Here is a 16,247-nt window from a genome sequence, read left to right as displayed (position 1 = left end):
TCTGTAATTTTTCCTTGGAACTTGTTATAATCGAATGGGAAATGAAATGATATAAATATGAATTTGAAATAAGAGAGTTGATAGTATAATGAATCACGAGAAATTATCAAAGAGATTAGAAAATGTCGCGTTACATATACCGAAAGGGAGCATTCTGGCCGATATCGGTTCCGATCATGCTTACCTGCCTTGCTATGCTGTATCCAATGGGCTCTGTGACCGTGCGATAGCGGGTGAAGTTGTGGAAGGTCCCTATCAGTCTGCCCTTAAACAAGTGAAGGGAACGGGATTAGAGGACCTCATAGAAGTCCGTAAAGGCGATGGGCTTGAGGTATTAAAACCGGATGAAGCTACATGTGTTACTATCGCAGGAATGGGCGGTACATTAATCGCTAGTATATTGGAAAATGGGAAAAAAAAGTTGGGGAAGGTGGAGAGACTCATTCTTCAGCCCAATGTAGGAGCCCTAAACGTTCGTAATTGGCTAATTGATAACGGTTGGGAATTAATCGATGAAGATATTCTGGAGGAAGATGGAAAGATCTATGAAATCTTGATTGCGAAAAAAGGGGACCCTCTTCAGCCCTATCATGAAAATAAGCAAGTTGGGCTTATGTTCGGGCCATTCCTGTTAAAGAAATTCAGTGATACTTTCATAAAGAAATGGCAACATGAGAAGGTGCACTTCGAAAGAATCATTGAGCAATTGGATGCGAGTGGCCGAAGTGGCTTAGAAACGAAGCGCAAGGAAATGGAAGTGCAAATTTCATTCATTGAGGAGGTGCTTAAACGATGAAAACAGCTAATGGTATGCAGATTATTGAAATGTTCGAACAGTTCTCTCCGAAACGATACGCAATGGAGGGGGATCCAATTGGACTACATGTCGGGGAATTGAATAAGCCCGTTTCAAAAGTGATGATTGCACTTGATGTCCTGGAAGAAGTGGTGGATGAAGCGATAGAAAAAGGTGTCGAACTGATCATTGCCCATCATCCCTTGATTTATCGGCCGTTGAAGAAAATAGATACAGCTCAGGCTAGTGGCCGAATCATCGAGAAATTGATCAAGCATGATATTGCCGTTTATGCCGCACATACTAACTTGGACGTAGCCAAGGGCGGTGTAAATGATTTACTTGCTGATGCATTGCAATTACAAAATACAGAGGTCCTTGTCCCTACCCATGAAATCCCTCTAAGAAAATTAGTGGTGTATGTACCAAAAGAGGACGAACAAAAGGTAAGGGATGCCTTGGGTAAGGCAGGAGCCGGTTCGCTAGGGAATTACAGCTACTGTTCGTTTACAGTTGAGGGTACAGGCAGGTTTTTACCCGGGGAAGGCAGTGAACCGTCGATTGGTACACGAGGCAAGATTGAAAGGGTTTCAGAAGTGCGAATTGAAACCATATTCCCCGAACCCATTGAAAAAAAAATACTTTCTGCGATGATCAAAGCCCATCCATATGAAGAAGTGGCTTATGATATTTATAAGTTGGAAAACAAAGGCGAATCCTTGGGGCTAGGCAAAATCGGGGTTCTTGCAGAAGAAATGTCCCTTGGACAATTTGCCGAGCATGTTAAAGAGACTCTCGAAGTGGAGAATGTCCGTGTAGTTGGAGACCTGAACAGTACCATAAAAAAAGTTGCCGTTCTTGGCGGTGATGGAAATAAATACTTCACGACCGCTAAGTTTAAAGGTGCCGATGTGTATGTAACGGGTGATATGTATTATCATACGGCTCACGACGCCATGATGATTGGATTGAATATCGTGGATCCGGGCCATAATGTTGAGAAAGTGATGAAAAAAGGTGTAGCTCGAATCTTGAATGAGATGTGCGTCAATAAAAATTTGGATGTAGAATTCATACCTTCTGAGCTCAATACAGATCCTTTTACATTTATATAAAAGGACAGAAAAAGGCAGCCACTTCCATTTGTGGCTGCCTTTTTTCAGGCTTTCTTTACTTTGATTTTAGGTAAGATTTTATGCAAGGGTGTTTTCTTTTCCGTATCCCATGTCGATTCGTCAGTAGGTTCATATTGTTCAAGGAATCTAATGACCTCTTTCGTTATGGGAGTAGGAGTGGAAGCTCCCGAAGTGACAGCCACCGTTTTGGCATCTTTTACCCATTCGAGGTTCAGCTCGGAAATATCGGCTATGCGATAAGCCGTGGTTCCTGCAATTTCTTCGGATACTTGTGCAAGCCGATTGGAGTTATTGCTTTTTGGGTCACCGACGACGATAAGGACATCCGCTTCTCCAGCTTGTTGGGCTACGGCCTCTTGACGGACCTGTGTGGCTAAACAGATTTCTTTATGGACCTCAGAATGGGGGAACTTTTCCTTCACCTTCTCCATGATGTCCAGGACATCCCATTGACTCATTGTCGTTTGATTGGTCACAATGATCTTTTCACTATTCAATGATAAGGCTTCGACATCTTCAGCATTTTGCACGAGGTGAACGACATCAGGGGCTACACCAACTGCTCCCTCTGGCTCAGGATGTCCTTTTTTGCCGATATAGATGATTTGATACCCTTCCGATTCTTTTTCCCTGATCAAGTCATGTGTAGCGGTAACGTCAGGACAAGTAGCATCAAGGGTGACAAGGCCTTTTTCCTTCGCAATCTTCCGAATCTCAGGGGAAACGCCGTGAGCGGTAAAGATGACAGTTCCCGTTTCCACCTGATTGATGATTTCATTTCGGTTACTGCCATCTAGCGTTATGATCCCCTCTTCTTCAAAAGCATCGGTAACGTGCTTGTTATGAACGATCATTCCTAAAATGTAAATAGGGCGTGGCAAGGTTTTATCTAAAGCCGCATTCCTGGCAATAACCATGGCATCAACTACTCCATAGCAATAGCCCCGCGGGGAGATTTTATTTACTTTCATCTATGTGTCCTCCTTCAAAGGCAAGAAACTTACGCGTATTCCCTTCTATTATATAAGACCATAGATGATTTTACAAAATATCGTATTTCATGAATGATGCCACGGGCGCAATTTTATAATGGTTTAAATATAAAGTTTAGGTCCGGATGATCGATTCCTTGTCTTTTTGGGGAGAGCCTCGGCAGCCGGTTCTACGTTTAATTCGATTTTTGGCTTATCGCTATTCACAGCGGGTTCGGGTTCCTGAATCTTGGGAGAAGTGGTTAAATTGGTGTTTTCTTCTGCTGGTTTTTCCGTTTCTTCACTTGATGATATGCTGCGGAACACCTTCCACATGGAGGGGAGGTTTTTAATTACTGGCCCATACTGCTGCACCATTGGCGTGAATTGCTCGGCCGCTTGCAATACCTTTTGGGTGTTGTTTAGCATATTGTTGAGTGAATCGGGTTTGGTTAAGTTCTCCAGGATGCCGCCGCCACTACTTCTTGAAGAACTAGTGGTAGTGGAATTGGCTGGTGCGAATAAGTTTGGGGGAGCGGCATTTTGTTGTTTGGACCTACCTAGAAGCTTGGCTAAAATCCCTTCTTTCTTAGGAAGTTGCTGTTCTGGTCTTTGTTGTTGATTGAAGGGGGCTCCTCCCCGGAAGCCTTGTTGGGGTCCCGGTGGTCCTTGTGGTCTTCCTTGAGGCGGCCTCATTGGCTGAAAAGGGTTGCTGTTTGGGTACTGTGGTCCCCTGAAGGGTCTAGGTTGCTGCATCCTTGGGCCATTATTAGGTTGCTGGAATCCAGGACCGGGGGAACGGTTTCTATCTTGGAACATAGGTTTCACCTCTTTATGGTTTAGGTATTGATGTGTTCTTCCCTATAAATTATGCAGCATGGTAAAAAAGGTTTGAGGAAAGGATAGATGGAATGTTGTGAAGTGGTCGGAAAGAAGGTAAGATGGTAACGGTAGTCTTTTTGCTCCATGTCTGCGGGGGATACGCTATGACCAGGACAGGTGCTTTTCATTTGCAAGAGTCCATTAAGAGAACTGACCAAGGCGCTTGCGCTTTTTGTATAATCCAGCTCCAGCGTCTAGCTCGCTGTGAAAAAGACGACGGACCACATAAGGCAAAAAACGCCTTATGAGCCAATCCCTATTTTCTTCACGAGCTACCAAGACGCTTGCGCTTTTTGTATAATCCAGCTCCAGCGTCTAGCTCGCTGTGAAAAAGACGATGGACCACATAAGGCAAAAAACGCCTTATGGGCCAATCCCTATTTTCTTCACGAGCTACCAAGACGCTTGCGCTTTTTGTATAATCCAGCTCCAGCGTCTAGCTCGCTGTGAAAAAGATGATGGACCACATAAGGCAAAAAGCGCCTTATGGGCCAATCCCTATTTTCTTCACGAGCTACCAAGACGCTTGCGCTTTTTGTATAAAATTTATTATAATAATAAGACGTGTCTAATGAAAGACAAGAATAAAGGAGATATTTGATGAAACAAAACCAATTTGAACGATTTAATTTGAAAAGCTACATTCTAGATGCAGTTCGTACTTTAGGGTTCGATAAGCCGACGGAAATACAGGAACGCGTGCTCCCGTCGCTTTTAAAGGGAAGTAGCTTAATTGGACAGTCGCAGACAGGTACAGGGAAGACTCATTCCTATTTGCTGCCGATTATGAACAAGCTTGATGCTGGGAAAAATGAAGTTCAAGCGGTTATTTCCGCACCAACCCGTGAGTTAGCGAATCAAATCTACAAAGAAGCTTTGAAAATTGCGGACCATTTCCCTGAAGATGAGCAAATTCAAGTACGTTGCTATATCGGTGGTACCGATAAACAGCGTATGATCGATAAATTGAAGACCCAGCCACAGTTGGTCATTGGGACTCCAGGAAGAATCAAGGATTTGGTTGAGGCTCAAGCCCTTCAGGTATATACGGCTACAATGCTTGTTGTTGATGAAGCGGACCTTATGCTCGATATGGGCTTCCTTGAAGATGTTGACCAATTTGCTTCCCGTATGGCGGAAAAAATTCAAATGCTTGTTTTCTCGGCAACCATTCCGGAAAAGTTAAAGCCATTCTTGAATAAATATATGGAAAACCCGAAATATGTTCAAGTTAATCCGAAACAGGCGACAGCCGCAAAGATTGAACATGTTCTGATACCTCTTCGTCACCGTAACAGGGAGCAGTTATTACATGATATCATCGTTCGTTATAATCCGTATTTGGCTATCGTTTTCACCAATACGAAAAAAATGGCGGATCATGTAGCCAACTCCCTGATTGAAAAGGGATTGAAAGTGGGCCGGATTCATGGAGATTTATCGCCTCGTGACCGTAAGAAAATGATGAAGCAAATCAATGATCTGGAGTATCAATTCATTGTCGCTACTGATTTGGCTTCTCGCGGAATTGATATTGAAGGTGTCAGTCATATCATTAACTATGAATTACCGACGGACCTGGACTTCTACATTCATAGAACGGGAAGAACTGCCCGCGCCGGATACTCAGGAATTGCAGCAACGATATATGGTACATCTGATGAAGATGCATTGAACCGCCTTGAAAAGATGGGGATAGAATTCCATGATGCCGATATTCAAAATGGCGATTGGGTAGATATAGACGAACGTAACAAACGGAAAAATCGTAAGAAACAAAAATCAGAGATAGATGTAAAGGCAAGCAGGCATGTTAAGAAGCCGTCTAAAGTTAAGCCTGGTTACAAGAAGAAAATTCAACGTGACGTGGAAAACTTTAAAAAACGCGAACGCCGCATACAAAGAAAGAAATAAAAGGGAGTAATTAGATGCTGAAGATTGGGTCGCATGTTTCAATGAGCGGGAAAAATATGCTACTTGCTGCGAGTCAGGAAGCGGCTTTATATGGTTCCAATACATTCATGGTTTATACAGGAGCCCCGCAAAATACAAGACGCAAGAAAATAGAGGATTTGAATATTGAAGCAGGTAGACTGCATATGGAGGAGAATGGGATAACGGATATTGTTGTACATGCTCCATATATAATCAATATTGCCAATACCACAAATCCAGCTACTTTCGACTTGGGTATCAATTTTTTGCGCAGTGAAATCGATCGGACGGAAGCAATCGGTTCGGGTCAGATCGTCCTTCATCCTGGTGCCCATGTCGGTGCAGGCACTGAAATCGGAATTAAAAGAATCATTGAAGGTTTAAATGAGGTTCTTTCTACAGATGACAAAGTGCAAATTGCCCTTGAAACGATGGCAGGGAAAGGTACGGAATGTGGCCGTTCTTTCGAAGAATTGGCAATGATCATGGATGGTGTAATCCATAACGATAAGCTATCTGTATGTTTCGATACGTGTCATACACATGATGCTGGATACAATATCGTCGAAGATTTCGATGGAGTCCTGAATGAATTTGATAAGTTGATCGGCGTTGAACGGATCAAGGTGCTCCATATCAACGACAGCAAAAATGTCCGTGGTGCGCATAAGGACCGTCATGAGAATATTGGTTTTGGACATATCGGCTTTAAAGCGTTGAATTACATTGTCCATCATCCTCAGTTAAGCGAAGTTCCAAAAATCCTGGAAACTCCTTATGTAGGAGAAGACAAGAAGGATAAAAAGGCTCCGTATAAATTCGAAATCGATATGCTTAAGAACCAGCAATTCGACGAGGGTGTACTGGAAAAAATCATGTTGCAAATGTAGTAGAAGGGACGATCCATCGGCATGTCGATGAATCGTCCCTTATTTTACATAGGAAATTAGATGATGCCGGCTACCCTTGTTTACATATTGGCTGTAAGGTTGTTGAAAAGGGTTTCGATTGCCCGGGCCGTATTCGCTCCTGCCACTTGGGTGATTTGACCAAGAACGTTTTGCCTTTGGCGAATATCGAATATATTGATGTTTCTACCGGCCAGCAATGCAGTAATATCACTTGCCTGTTTTTGTGTTAGACTAATCTGATGTTGTTTAGCAAGGGAAAGTAGTTCATCCGGGCGTATCTGATTTATTTTATGGTTGACCATCATTTCGAATAATTTCATACGATCTCCTCCTCCTTTAAAACATATGAAGAAAGATAGGGTATGTGAACTCGAAAGTTCACGGATTGTTGGAAATTTACGGATGTATGGTTTTTGTTAACAGTTAGACCATGTGAAGTCTGGAGCGAATTCTTTACTTCTGAACATCTTTGATTTATACTAACCTTTGTTAATCGTAATGATTCTTAAAAAAAAGGTGATAGTTTTGGACAATGTAATCAACCCCATCGTTAAATTAGAAGATATATCTTACAAATATACAAAAGATTTAGTGCTGGAGCATGTATCACTTGAAATACCTAAAGGGGCCTTTTTAGCTATCGTCGGTCCGAATGGATCCGGTAAATCCACTCTGTTGAAGTTGTTACTTGGTGTATTTAAACTCCAAAAAGGAAAAATTAATTTATTTGGGGAAGATATCCGACGCTTTAGGGATTGGCAAAAGATAGGGTTTGTTTCTCAAAAGGCAAATTCCTTCAATTCCGGTTTTCCTGCTACCGTTTTTGAAGTGGTTCAAAGCGGTTTGACAAAAAAAATCGGCCTGTTCAAATTCGCAAGCAAAGAAGACAAGAAAAAGGTGAAGGATGCTCTGGAATCAGTGGATATACTCGAGTATCAAAACCGAAACATCGGTGAATTATCCGGAGGTCAACAGCAGAGGGTGTTTATTGCGCGGTCAATTGTCAGTGAGCCTGAATTGTTGATTTTGGACGAACCAACTGTTGGTGTTGATTCAAAAAATGTCCATCAGTTTTACGAAATGCTTGAGATGCTAAATAAAAAATTGGGGATTACCCTAATATTGGTTACACATGATGTCGGTACTGTGACCGATAAAGTCACACATGTTGCCTGTTTGAACAAGGTGCTTCATTTTCATGGCGATGCCGTCGAATACAATGGCCTGAATGAGGAAGAATTGTCTTCCATTTACGGACATGGCGTTCAGTTTTTAAACCATAATCATTAATAAGTTTTGGAGGATAGCCCAATGATATCGGGGATATTGCAATTTGAATTTCTGCAGAACGCTTTTTTGACTGGGATCATCATCGGAGCGATTGCGCCACTTGTAGGCGTTTTTGTCGTGGTAAGACGGATGTCGATGATTTCCGATGCACTTAGTCATGTAGCGCTAGCAGGAATTGCATTCAGTTTATTGCTTCAGAAAAGTTTTCTTTCTCTTGCCGGATTGAATCCGCTTTATATAGGGATGGCCTTTTCTGTTGGAGGATCGTTATTCATTGAAAAGTTAAGAGGGGTGTACAAGCATTATCAAGAGCTTGCCATACCCATCATCATGGCTGGCGGCATGGGGCTTAGCGTCATTTTCATTTCCGTTGCAGATGGTTTTAATACGGACTTATACAGTTATTTATTCGGAAGTGTCAGTGCAGTAAGCCGTACAGACTTGTATCTCATCATGGGAGTGGGCATTGCAGTCGCTTTGATGTTAGCCTTGTTATATAAAGAATTATTTTTACTATCCTTTGATGAAGAACATGCCAAGGCTTCAGGTATCCCATATCAAGCCATTCATTTTATTTTTATCGTGATGGTGGCATTGGTGATTGCTGCATCGATGAAGATTATCGGGATATTACTGGTATCTTCACTTATGACATTGCCTGTGGCAGCAAGCCTTCGCTTTGCAAAAGGCTTTAAGCAGATGATTGCCTTTTCCGTCATATTCGGGGAAATTTCTGTCGTGGGAGGACTATTCATATCCTATAATATGGATCTTGCTCCAGGAGGAACGATCGTGATCATCGCAGTGCTAATACTTGTCTTATCAATTTTATTGGATAAGTGGAAAAATCGATAGGTGGGGTGATTTTTTGAACGTAACAACTGCCATGCAATTACTTAAAGATAAAGGGTTTAAACATACAGGAAAAAGAGAGGAAATGCTGGCTCTTTTTTCTTCAAGTGATAAATATTTAACCGCTAAAGATGTACTGGAGAATATGAAGCGAGATTATCCTGGCTTAAGCTTCGATACAATTTATCGAAATCTTTCCTTGTTTGTCGAGCTTGGAATCTTTGAGACAACTGAATTGGAAGGTGAAAAGCATTTTCGCTTCACTTGTGGACATTCTTCCCATCATCACCATTTCATTTGTTTGAATTGTGGTAAGACAAAGGAAATCGAAGTATGCCCGATGCAGGAGCTTCAGGAAAGTTTGAAGGACTATGAGGTTTCAGGTCATAAATTCGAAATTTATGGTCGTTGTCCCGTCTGTATATCGGTAGGATCGTAAAAAAAACCATTGACTCCTGTCAATGGTTTTTTTACGATCCTATTTTAAGCTTAACGGCTTATCGGAGAGCCAATGGTTGACCCACTGAGAAGCTTCCATCCAGTTATCCACCCTGAAAACCCTTTCTGGTACCGGTCCTTGATTATATGGTGTATTGAATAAAAGGACAGGGATATTACATTCTTCAGAAATGGCGACCGCATTGTCATACTTGTCCTCTAGAAAGAGATCCACGGCGTATTTTTTGGCTGTGGCGACTTTATCATGGGAACCGACTAACTCCAGATGACTGTATTGGACCTGGTTCTTCGTAAACCAGTCTTTTGTTACATCAAGAAGGCGGTCACTCCTGGCACTGATGAAATATAAATCAGCGTGCTTCATCCAGTCCTCGAGAATGTCCTTTGCCCCTTCAGCCATTAAGGATTCCGAATAAATGGTCGGTTCGGTTTCGATGAACCATTTTGTGAAGTCTTCTTTGGGTACATTGACGAAAGGGAATAAATCATATTCATTAATGTCTTCATAAGCTAAATTTAATTGAAAAGCTTTATTTAAATAGGGAACTAGGGTATCGGGTCTTGTTATGGTCCCGTCAATATCGATACCAAATCTTTTTTTCATGATGACTCTCTCCTCATTTTCAGCAACAGTTATTTTAGTGTATCATATTCAAACAAGCCATTGGAAACAATACATATTTAAACCAAGACATGCAACCTTTATCATGAGGGTTATTCGCTATTATACATATACTATAAATGCTCCTAAAAACGAAAGTGAGTGATGGATCAATGGAAGAAGATCAATACTCCATTATTGACAAGGATCATTCAACTGAAGCGGGAAAAGATCCAGTGGTTGTCGTGGATGATGAACATCATGAGCGGTACTATACAGAAGAAAATGCGGTAGAGCAAAGGGCTTATCAAAAAAGAAACGATACTTCAGTCCAGGATAGTCGTTATCAGGAAGAAACTTCTGCCGAGATTTCCACCATTCCTAATGAAAGTAAAATGAATGGACGGTCGGATGCTTCTGGTAAAGCATCGGGTGGAACAGGTATAGGGGCCATTGCGTTAATCATTTCCATTCTCTCGTTGTTCATGATGCCCTTTATATTGGGGATCCTTGGGATCATTATTGGTTTTTCAGCCCGTAAAAGGGGATCGAGTATGGGCTCATGGGCTATAGGTATAAGTGCAGTTTCCATCATTGTGGGCATATTCATCCTGCCGTTCTTTTAAGGAGCATGTTTTTGCTGTTTCCATTTGTAAGCGGAGACAGCTTTTTTGTGGAAACAAAAAAGCCCTGATTAGAATCAGGGCTTTTTTACCTATTTAATGACCGCATTAGCCGCTTCTTCTGCTTCAGCTCTTTGCTTTGCATAATACTCTTCGGCGATTTTGTCGATTTCTATTTTTAATTCCTCAACCATGGTTTCTTCAGGTACTTTACGGACGATTTTACCTTTTCTGAACAGTAAACCTTCGCCTCGTGCCCCGGCAATGCCTATATCAGCCTCACGTGCTTCACCAGGACCATTCACTGCACAACCTAGGACAGATACCTTGATTGGTGCTTTAATCGTCTGGATATACTCCTCGACCTCATTTGCGATGGAGATAAGGTCGATTTCAATTCGTCCACAAGTAGGGCAAGAGATTAGTGTGGCCATATTAGAAGCAAGCCCGAATACTTTAAGGAGCTCCCTTGCTACTTTCACTTCTTCTACAGGGTCTGCGCTCAACGATACGCGGAGTGTGCTACCTATACCCTGGCTAAGGATGGCGCCGAGTCCAGCCGCACTTTTAACCGTACCGGAGAAGAGGGTGCCCGACTCAGTAATTCCCAGATGTAATGGATAATCAAAAGCTCTTGAAGCTTTTTCATAAGCTTCGACTGCCAAAGTAACATCGGATGCCTTCATTGACACGATGATGTCATGGAAATCAAGATCTTCCAGGATCTTGATGTGGTGCAATGCACTTTCGACCATTCCATCTGCTGTTGGATAGCCATATTTGTCGAGGATTTTCTTTTCAAGAGAACCTGCATTGACACCGATACGAATCGGAATGCCTTTAGCTTTGGCAGCTGTTACTACTGCTTCCACTTTTTCTCGGCGTCCGATATTCCCAGGGTTAATCCGTATTTTGTCCGCTCCGCCTTCGATCGCTTTCAAGGCTAGCTTATAGTCAAAATGGATATCGACCACAAGTGGAATATGGATGCGTTTTTTAATTTCAGGGATGGCATCAGCCGCTCTTTCATCCGGGCAGGCCACACGTACAATTTGACAACCTGCTTCTTCAAGACGAAGGATTTCTGCAACGGTTGCTTCAACATCATGTGTTTTAGTTGTTGTCATGCTTTGGATGATTACTTCGTTATTGCCGCCGATTGTTAAGTTTCCAACTTTAATTGGCCGCGTTTTAGTACGATGTATGATTTCACTCAAGTGGAATTCTCTCCTTTAGGAAAAAATCAATTTTGATTTTTCATTTAGTTCACTAAAATATTGTATCAATGTCCATACCGCTTGACAAGGAATAGGACGCATTACTTTTTTATTATGAAGTAAGTATACTCTTTTCAGTCGAGATTTTCTCGATTGAAGTTCGGCTATTTCTAGAAGACATCAATCCCAGCATCGGATAAGATAGATATATCATTACGGTTTATTAGTATGTGGGTACTTTGTACGTTTTACCAATCTGCATATTTTCAGGTTTTAACCCTTCATTCAAACTTTGGAAATCTGATATGACTTCTTCAATTGGCTTGTTTGATGCTCCCCTTTCATTTTCCATGATGGAGAGTAAGGTATCTCCAGGTTTGATGAGGACTTCTTTATATGCGATTGAAGGGGCCGAAGGTTTACTTACGGGCTTGGATGGCTGAACTGAAGTTGCTGACGATGGGGAGGTGGGTAAAGTTCCTGTAGTCATGTCGAAATAAATGATAAATAGAATGAAACAAATTGAGAAAAACATCAGTAACCTTTTCATTATTTCATCCCCCAATATGGTCTTTCATACATATATATTTGGGAGGATGGTGTATTATGCCTGAAATTGGGCAGGTTTTCCTGAGTGTCTTTTAAATAGAGTTTGTTTGGGCAGTCCTTTTTGAAGTTCATTCAAAAATCCCTTTGGTCATGCCATTTCACCCCTTATATACTGATTAAACTCTTATTATAGGCATATGTTCGGGAATAGTTTGTCGATTTTAGGTGAACGGGAAAAATGATGACTACAGTCACATATGGTTAGGGAGCAGGGGTGTCATATGGAATAACGCCCTGTACAAAAAACCAGACAGGCAAGAGCAAGTCTGGTTTTGATTTATTCTTATGATCCTATTTCTTCAGAATTATCATTCGTTTCTTTAATGGATAAGTGAAGCATAATTAACGACACGAACCAGCTAATGAAGGAAGCGAAGGGGACTTCTGCTTGAAAGGCGTCCATGATTGTGAAGAAAATAGTGGACAGCGTGATGCTATATGCGGCAATCCTCCATAGGTGCCTATACGATATTGAACGCCCCATGGTGCTCCGGAATATCGTCCCGAATGCAGCAAGAATGGTCACTTTCAAGAATGTTCCAGCAGCCGTGAATAAATATAAAGTCAGGAGAAGCAACGGCAGGATGATCGGTAGGACGGATTCCACGGAATGGATCCATTTGTATAAATCTTCATTGTTTCCTTCTAAGAGTGAATAAGGAGAAGTTTGTATATTGCCATTCGATACAAATACAAGTTCGGATTTTAAAAGGGCCACTGCTTCATCCGTTTTTTCGGAAACATCTTTTGGAGTTAAGGAACCAGTGCCATCCACGAATATTTGGTAGTTGTCTTTTTTCAAGACGAATGGCTCTTTGTCAGCAGAGGTTAGCGTTCCATTTTTAATTTCAAAATCAGGCATTTCCTCCGAGACAGTTTCTGAAATCGCGTTTATTCCATTCGTAATCATTGTACCTAAGTAAAATGCGGAAGGAAGGAAGAATATGAGGCTCAAGAAAAATACATATAAAATTGTCTTACCAATTCCCTGGTTTTGAAAGGAACCGATATCTTTCGGTGAATAGAGGCTCACCCATAGTTGTTTGAATATGTTCATGATTTCAGCACCTATCTTATGATATTCCCCTCAATTTTAACTAGAGTTATGGAATAAAACAACCTGTATCAGCATTCAATGGTTTCAACCGCATATAAACGGGCAAATATGAAGAGGTAAGGTGTATAAAATAGAAGGGATGTTTTATTTGTGGATACGCTATTTTGGATCATCATTATCCTGATGTTCATCATCGGTTTTGTCGGTTTGATTTTCCCCATCATCCCAAGCGTATTATTCATATTCGCAGGGATTTTGTTATATGGACTTTTTTATTCCTTTGAGCCTTTTGGTTGGTTTTTCTGGACGGTCCAAGTTTTGTTTGTCGTTCTTTTATTTTCTGCGGACTATATTGCGAATATGGTCGGCATCAAAAAATACGGAGGGACTAAGGCGGGTGTTTGGGGCAGTACAATCGGGCTCATTGTCGGTCCTTTTGTGATTCCATTTGTGGGAATATTGATTGGGCCCTTCATTGGAGCATTCCTAGCCGAGATCCTTTTCCATAAAAAAGATGTGGTTACGGCATCAAAAATCGGCCTTGGTTCCGTGGTAGGCTTCATAAGCAGCATTTTCACTAAAGGAATCATCCAACTTTTGATGATTGGGTACTTTTTATTCGTGATCTTCGCCTAAGGAACTATAAAATGAAAATAAATATAGGCATAAGATTTGAAACGGATAAGAAAATTTGGTAATCTAATGCTAACGAGCTTTAGGAATCTGAAGATGACTAGAGCCCCAAAAAACAGCTTACATAGGGAGGAATTTTATTATGGCTTTCGAACTTCCACAATTACCTTACGCATACGATGCGTTAGAACCACACATTGACAAAGAAACAATGAACATTCACCACACTAAACATCACAATACGTATGTGACAAACTTAAACAAGGCGCTAGAAGGAAACGAAGAGCTTCAAAGCAAAAGCGTTGAAGAAATCGTTGCTAACCTAGACGCAGTACCAGAAGCTGTACGTACAGCTGTACGCAATAACGGTGGCGGACATGCTAACCACTCATTATTCTGGGAAATCCTTTCACCAAACGGTGGCGGACAACCAACTGGTGAATTAGCAGACGCTATCACTTCTAAATTTGGAAGCTTTGACAGCTTTAAAGAGGAGTTCGCTAAAGCGGCAACTACTCGTTTCGGTTCTGGTTGGGCATGGCTTGCCGTTAACAACGGTGAATTAGAAGTTACTAGCACACCAAACCAAGACAACCCATTATCTGAAGGAAAGACTCCACTTCTTGGATTAGATGTTTGGGAACATGCTTATTACCTGAACTACCAAAACCGTCGTCCTGAATACATCAATTCTTTCTGGAATGTTGTTAACTGGGATGAAGTTGCAAAACGTTACAGCGCAGCTAAATAATTATACGCACTAATAATAAGGCGGAAATCCTTTCGGGGATTTCCGCCTTATTTGTTTTATGGGAACTAATCGTTTACAACTTACTTATTCCTCTTGGATAATCTAAAGGGATAGGCCTGATTGGGAACGCCGATTCATCAGTTTTCTTTCCCTTTCTCACATAAATGCCATTGTTTTTTCAAACACTAGAGTGGAATTTGAAGGGGAGTTAAAACAATGGGTATTTTAGTAAAATGGAAGGGAGAGGCGGGAGCGAAGAAGGATTTGCAGCTTCTCTTGCTGATTGGCGGATTATATAGCCTGAGTGTCGCTTTATCCAATACATTTGTTAATGTGTATCTGTGGAAACAATCCGGTCAAATTATTGATATTGCCGTTTACAATTTAAGTGTGGTTCTTTTCCAACCAATTACTTTTGTATTTGCCGGACGGTTAGCCAAAAAGGTCGACCGAATTATCGTTTTAAGGTTAGGCGTAAGTTTCATGGCTTTGTTTTATTTGACAGTCCTTTTGGTAGGAACGAGGGCCACGGATTTTCTTTTTCTATTGGGGGCCTTGCTAGGGATTGGCTATGGGTTTTATTGGCTAGCGTTTAATGTTTTGACTTTTGAAATTACTGAACCGGATACGAGAGACTTCTTCAACGGTGTTTTAGGGGCTCTACATTCCTTTGGGGGCATGATTGGTCCTATCCTTTCAGGGTTTATTATATCAAGGCTCGAAAAGTTCACGGGGTATACAATCATTTTTGGTTTATCATTATTACTGTTTACCATTGCCGTTTTTCTGAGCTTTTCCTTGAATAGACGCCCTGCTCACGGAAAATACTTTTTTATGAGAGTATGGAAAGAAAGAAAAAATGATAAGAACTGGCGTATGATCACCCGTGCCCATTTTTTTCAGGGGCTTCGGGAAGGAACGTTCATGTTCATCATATCCATCACCATCTTTGTACAAACGGGAAGTGAACTGGCTATAGGGAGCTATGGACTATTGAATTCAGCGGTGTCCTTCATTGCTTATTTTTTTGTTTCGCGGTACATAAAACAACCCATGCGGAAGAAAGCAATCCTTATCGGAGGCATCTTTCTTTATATGGGAGTCTGGCTCATCGCTTTCGATGTGACATTCGGTAAGCTTCTCGTTTATGGGGCCATCGTTGCAGGAGCATATCCGCTGTTGCTTGTTCCATATATTTCTTTGACCTATGACATCATAGGAAGGGCTAAGGATGCAGCTAAAATGCGAATTGAATACGTGGTTGTCCGTGAACTGTTCGTTCATCTTGGAAGGATTGTTTCTGTAGTAGGTTTTATCTGGATGGTCATGAGCTTTGATTTAAAAGAGAGCTTGCCCTTCTATTTGTTAATCGTTGGTGCGGGACATTTCATCATTTATTGGTTTGTGAGGAATATCGATATCTATGATCGAGAATGAAAAAAGGCCTTGGAGGGCCTTTTTTTATTGTAAGATGGTGGTAAAAAAACGCGAATGAACGGCTTGAGCGTGCTTTTGGGCTAGATT

Annotated in this window: 18 protein-coding genes; 11 read left to right on the top strand and 7 right to left on the bottom strand. The window is 41.4% G+C overall.

Annotation, left to right across the window (positions count from 1 at the left end; genetic code table 11):
* The first annotated feature begins 88 nt into the window (after positions 1-88).
* Positions 89-796: a tRNA (adenine(22)-N(1))-methyltransferase gene (locus ACIQXU_RS01300; protein WP_402986286.1), complete on the top strand. Its 708-nt coding sequence runs from the start codon at positions 89-91 to the stop codon at positions 794-796.
* Entirely contained in the window at positions 793-1,911 is a 1,119-nt protein-coding gene (locus tag ACIQXU_RS01295; protein WP_402986284.1) for a Nif3-like dinuclear metal center hexameric protein, read from the top strand. The genes ACIQXU_RS01300 and ACIQXU_RS01295 overlap by 4 nt, the downstream gene beginning before the upstream one ends.
* A gap of 44 nt (positions 1,912-1,955) precedes the next feature.
* Here the strand turns inward: ACIQXU_RS01295 and ACIQXU_RS01290 are convergent, their stop codons facing one another.
* Both ACIQXU_RS01290 and vrrA read right to left on the bottom strand, forming a co-directional pair.
* Complete coding sequence (locus tag ACIQXU_RS01290) at positions 1,956-2,903, bottom strand: 4-hydroxy-3-methylbut-2-enyl diphosphate reductase (RefSeq protein ID WP_402986282.1); 948 nt, start codon at positions 2,901-2,903, stop codon at positions 1,956-1,958.
* Between the two features lie 123 nt (positions 2,904-3,026).
* The gene (vrrA, locus tag ACIQXU_RS01285; RefSeq protein ID WP_402869552.1) at positions 3,027-3,722 is read right to left on the bottom strand and encodes a VrrA/YqfQ family protein; all 696 of its coding nucleotides are present in this window, start codon (positions 3,720-3,722) and stop codon (positions 3,027-3,029) included.
* Between the two features lie 663 nt (positions 3,723-4,385).
* Between vrrA and ACIQXU_RS01280 the strand changes: the two genes are divergently transcribed.
* Positions 4,386-5,699 carry a DEAD/DEAH box helicase gene (locus tag ACIQXU_RS01280; protein WP_402986280.1) on the top strand — a complete coding sequence of 438 codons (1,314 nt, stop codon included), beginning with the start codon at positions 4,386-4,388 and terminating at the stop codon, positions 5,697-5,699.
* 14 nt (positions 5,700-5,713) lie between these two features.
* Positions 5,714-6,610 (top strand): deoxyribonuclease IV, encoded by an 897-nt coding sequence (locus ACIQXU_RS01275; RefSeq protein ID WP_402958431.1) that lies wholly within the window; start codon positions 5,714-5,716, stop codon positions 6,608-6,610.
* An 80-nt stretch (positions 6,611-6,690) separates the two neighbouring features.
* Here ACIQXU_RS01275 and ACIQXU_RS01270 read toward each other — a convergent pair whose 3' ends face one another.
* On the bottom strand, positions 6,691-6,951 hold the full coding sequence (locus ACIQXU_RS01270) for a DUF2624 family protein (protein WP_402869544.1): 261 nt from the start codon (positions 6,949-6,951) through the stop codon (positions 6,691-6,693).
* Positions 6,952-7,156: 205 nt separating this feature from the next.
* Between ACIQXU_RS01270 and ACIQXU_RS01265 the strand changes: the two genes are divergently transcribed.
* The 3 genes from ACIQXU_RS01265 to ACIQXU_RS01255 are packed head-to-tail and all read left to right on the top strand — an operon-like array spanning position 7,157 to position 9,212.
* On the top strand, positions 7,157-7,921 hold the full coding sequence (locus tag ACIQXU_RS01265; RefSeq protein ID WP_402986277.1) for a metal ABC transporter ATP-binding protein: 765 nt from the start codon (positions 7,157-7,159) through the stop codon (positions 7,919-7,921).
* A 21-nt stretch (positions 7,922-7,942) separates the two neighbouring features.
* Positions 7,943-8,776: a metal ABC transporter permease gene (locus ACIQXU_RS01260; protein WP_402869540.1), complete on the top strand. Its 834-nt coding sequence runs from the start codon at positions 7,943-7,945 to the stop codon at positions 8,774-8,776.
* A 13-nt stretch (positions 8,777-8,789) separates the two neighbouring features.
* Positions 8,790-9,212, top strand: coding sequence for a Fur family transcriptional regulator (locus tag ACIQXU_RS01255; protein ID WP_402869538.1), 423 nt, complete (start codon positions 8,790-8,792; stop codon positions 9,210-9,212).
* A gap of 39 nt (positions 9,213-9,251) precedes the next feature.
* On the opposite strand, the gene ACIQXU_RS01250 is transcribed toward ACIQXU_RS01255, so the two are convergent.
* On the bottom strand, positions 9,252-9,836 hold the full coding sequence (locus ACIQXU_RS01250) for a 5' nucleotidase, NT5C type (RefSeq protein ID WP_402986274.1): 585 nt from the start codon (positions 9,834-9,836) through the stop codon (positions 9,252-9,254).
* Between the two features lie 170 nt (positions 9,837-10,006).
* Between ACIQXU_RS01250 and ACIQXU_RS01245 the strand changes: the two genes are divergently transcribed.
* Entirely contained in the window at positions 10,007-10,459 is a 453-nt protein-coding gene (locus ACIQXU_RS01245) for a DUF4190 domain-containing protein (protein WP_402986271.1), read from the top strand.
* Positions 10,460-10,548: 89 nt separating this feature from the next.
* Here ACIQXU_RS01245 and ispG read toward each other — a convergent pair whose 3' ends face one another.
* From ispG to ACIQXU_RS01230, 3 genes are all read right to left on the bottom strand, one after another.
* The gene (gene ispG, locus ACIQXU_RS01240) at positions 10,549-11,664 is read right to left on the bottom strand and encodes a flavodoxin-dependent (E)-4-hydroxy-3-methylbut-2-enyl-diphosphate synthase (RefSeq protein ID WP_402869891.1); all 1,116 of its coding nucleotides are present in this window, start codon (positions 11,662-11,664) and stop codon (positions 10,549-10,551) included.
* A 232-nt stretch (positions 11,665-11,896) separates the two neighbouring features.
* Positions 11,897-12,223: a LysM peptidoglycan-binding domain-containing protein gene (locus ACIQXU_RS01235; protein WP_402869532.1), complete on the bottom strand. Its 327-nt coding sequence runs from the start codon at positions 12,221-12,223 to the stop codon at positions 11,897-11,899.
* 342 nt (positions 12,224-12,565) lie between these two features.
* Complete coding sequence (locus ACIQXU_RS01230) at positions 12,566-13,339, bottom strand: DUF1189 domain-containing protein (RefSeq protein WP_402986268.1); 774 nt, start codon at positions 13,337-13,339, stop codon at positions 12,566-12,568.
* Between the two features lie 150 nt (positions 13,340-13,489).
* Between ACIQXU_RS01230 and ACIQXU_RS01225 the strand changes: the two genes are divergently transcribed.
* From ACIQXU_RS01225 to ACIQXU_RS01215, 3 genes are all read left to right on the top strand, one after another.
* Positions 13,490-13,975, top strand: coding sequence for a DUF456 domain-containing protein (locus ACIQXU_RS01225; protein ID WP_402869528.1), 486 nt, complete (start codon positions 13,490-13,492; stop codon positions 13,973-13,975).
* Between the two features lie 139 nt (positions 13,976-14,114).
* Positions 14,115-14,723 carry a superoxide dismutase SodA gene (sodA, locus tag ACIQXU_RS01220; protein WP_402869526.1) on the top strand — a complete coding sequence of 203 codons (609 nt, stop codon included), beginning with the start codon at positions 14,115-14,117 and terminating at the stop codon, positions 14,721-14,723.
* A gap of 216 nt (positions 14,724-14,939) precedes the next feature.
* Complete coding sequence (locus tag ACIQXU_RS01215; protein ID WP_402986265.1) at positions 14,940-16,160, top strand: MFS transporter; 1,221 nt, start codon at positions 14,940-14,942, stop codon at positions 16,158-16,160.
* The last annotated feature ends 87 nt before the right edge of the window (positions 16,161-16,247 follow it).

It is taken from the genome of Peribacillus sp. NPDC097284 (genome assembly GCF_044761765.1).
GTDB lineage: Bacteria > Bacillota > Bacilli > Bacillales > DSM-1321 > Peribacillus.
This window is presented reverse-complemented; position numbering and strand designations above follow the sequence as displayed.

Bases quoted from the DNA above. Each gene is read 5' to 3' on its own strand.
- ACIQXU_RS01300 (WP_402986286.1), top strand. From the start codon at position 89: ATGAATCACGAGAAATTATCAAAGAGATTAGAAAATGTCGCGTTACAT.
- ACIQXU_RS01295 (WP_402986284.1), top strand. From the start codon at position 793: ATGAAAACAGCTAATGGTATGCAGATTATTGAAATGTTCGAACAGTTC.
- ACIQXU_RS01290 (WP_402986282.1), bottom strand. From the start codon at position 2,903: ATGAAAGTAAATAAAATCTCCCCGCGGGGCTATTGCTATGGAGTAGTT.
- vrrA (WP_402869552.1), bottom strand. From the start codon at position 3,722: ATGTTCCAAGATAGAAACCGTTCCCCCGGTCCTGGATTCCAGCAACCT.
- ACIQXU_RS01280 (WP_402986280.1), top strand. From the start codon at position 4,386: ATGAAACAAAACCAATTTGAACGATTTAATTTGAAAAGCTACATTCTA.
- ACIQXU_RS01275 (WP_402958431.1), top strand. From the start codon at position 5,714: ATGCTGAAGATTGGGTCGCATGTTTCAATGAGCGGGAAAAATATGCTA.
- ACIQXU_RS01270 (WP_402869544.1), bottom strand. From the start codon at position 6,951: ATGAAATTATTCGAAATGATGGTCAACCATAAAATAAATCAGATACGC.
- ACIQXU_RS01260 (WP_402869540.1), top strand. From the start codon at position 7,943: ATGATATCGGGGATATTGCAATTTGAATTTCTGCAGAACGCTTTTTTG.
- ACIQXU_RS01250 (WP_402986274.1), bottom strand. From the start codon at position 9,836: ATGAAAAAAAGATTTGGTATCGATATTGACGGGACCATAACAAGACCC.
- ACIQXU_RS01245 (WP_402986271.1), top strand. From the start codon at position 10,007: ATGGAAGAAGATCAATACTCCATTATTGACAAGGATCATTCAACTGAA.
- ACIQXU_RS01235 (WP_402869532.1), bottom strand. From the start codon at position 12,223: ATGAAAAGGTTACTGATGTTTTTCTCAATTTGTTTCATTCTATTTATC.
- ACIQXU_RS01230 (WP_402986268.1), bottom strand. From the start codon at position 13,339: ATGAACATATTCAAACAACTATGGGTGAGCCTCTATTCACCGAAAGAT.
- sodA (WP_402869526.1), top strand. From the start codon at position 14,115: ATGGCTTTCGAACTTCCACAATTACCTTACGCATACGATGCGTTAGAA.
- ACIQXU_RS01215 (WP_402986265.1), top strand. From the start codon at position 14,940: ATGGGTATTTTAGTAAAATGGAAGGGAGAGGCGGGAGCGAAGAAGGAT.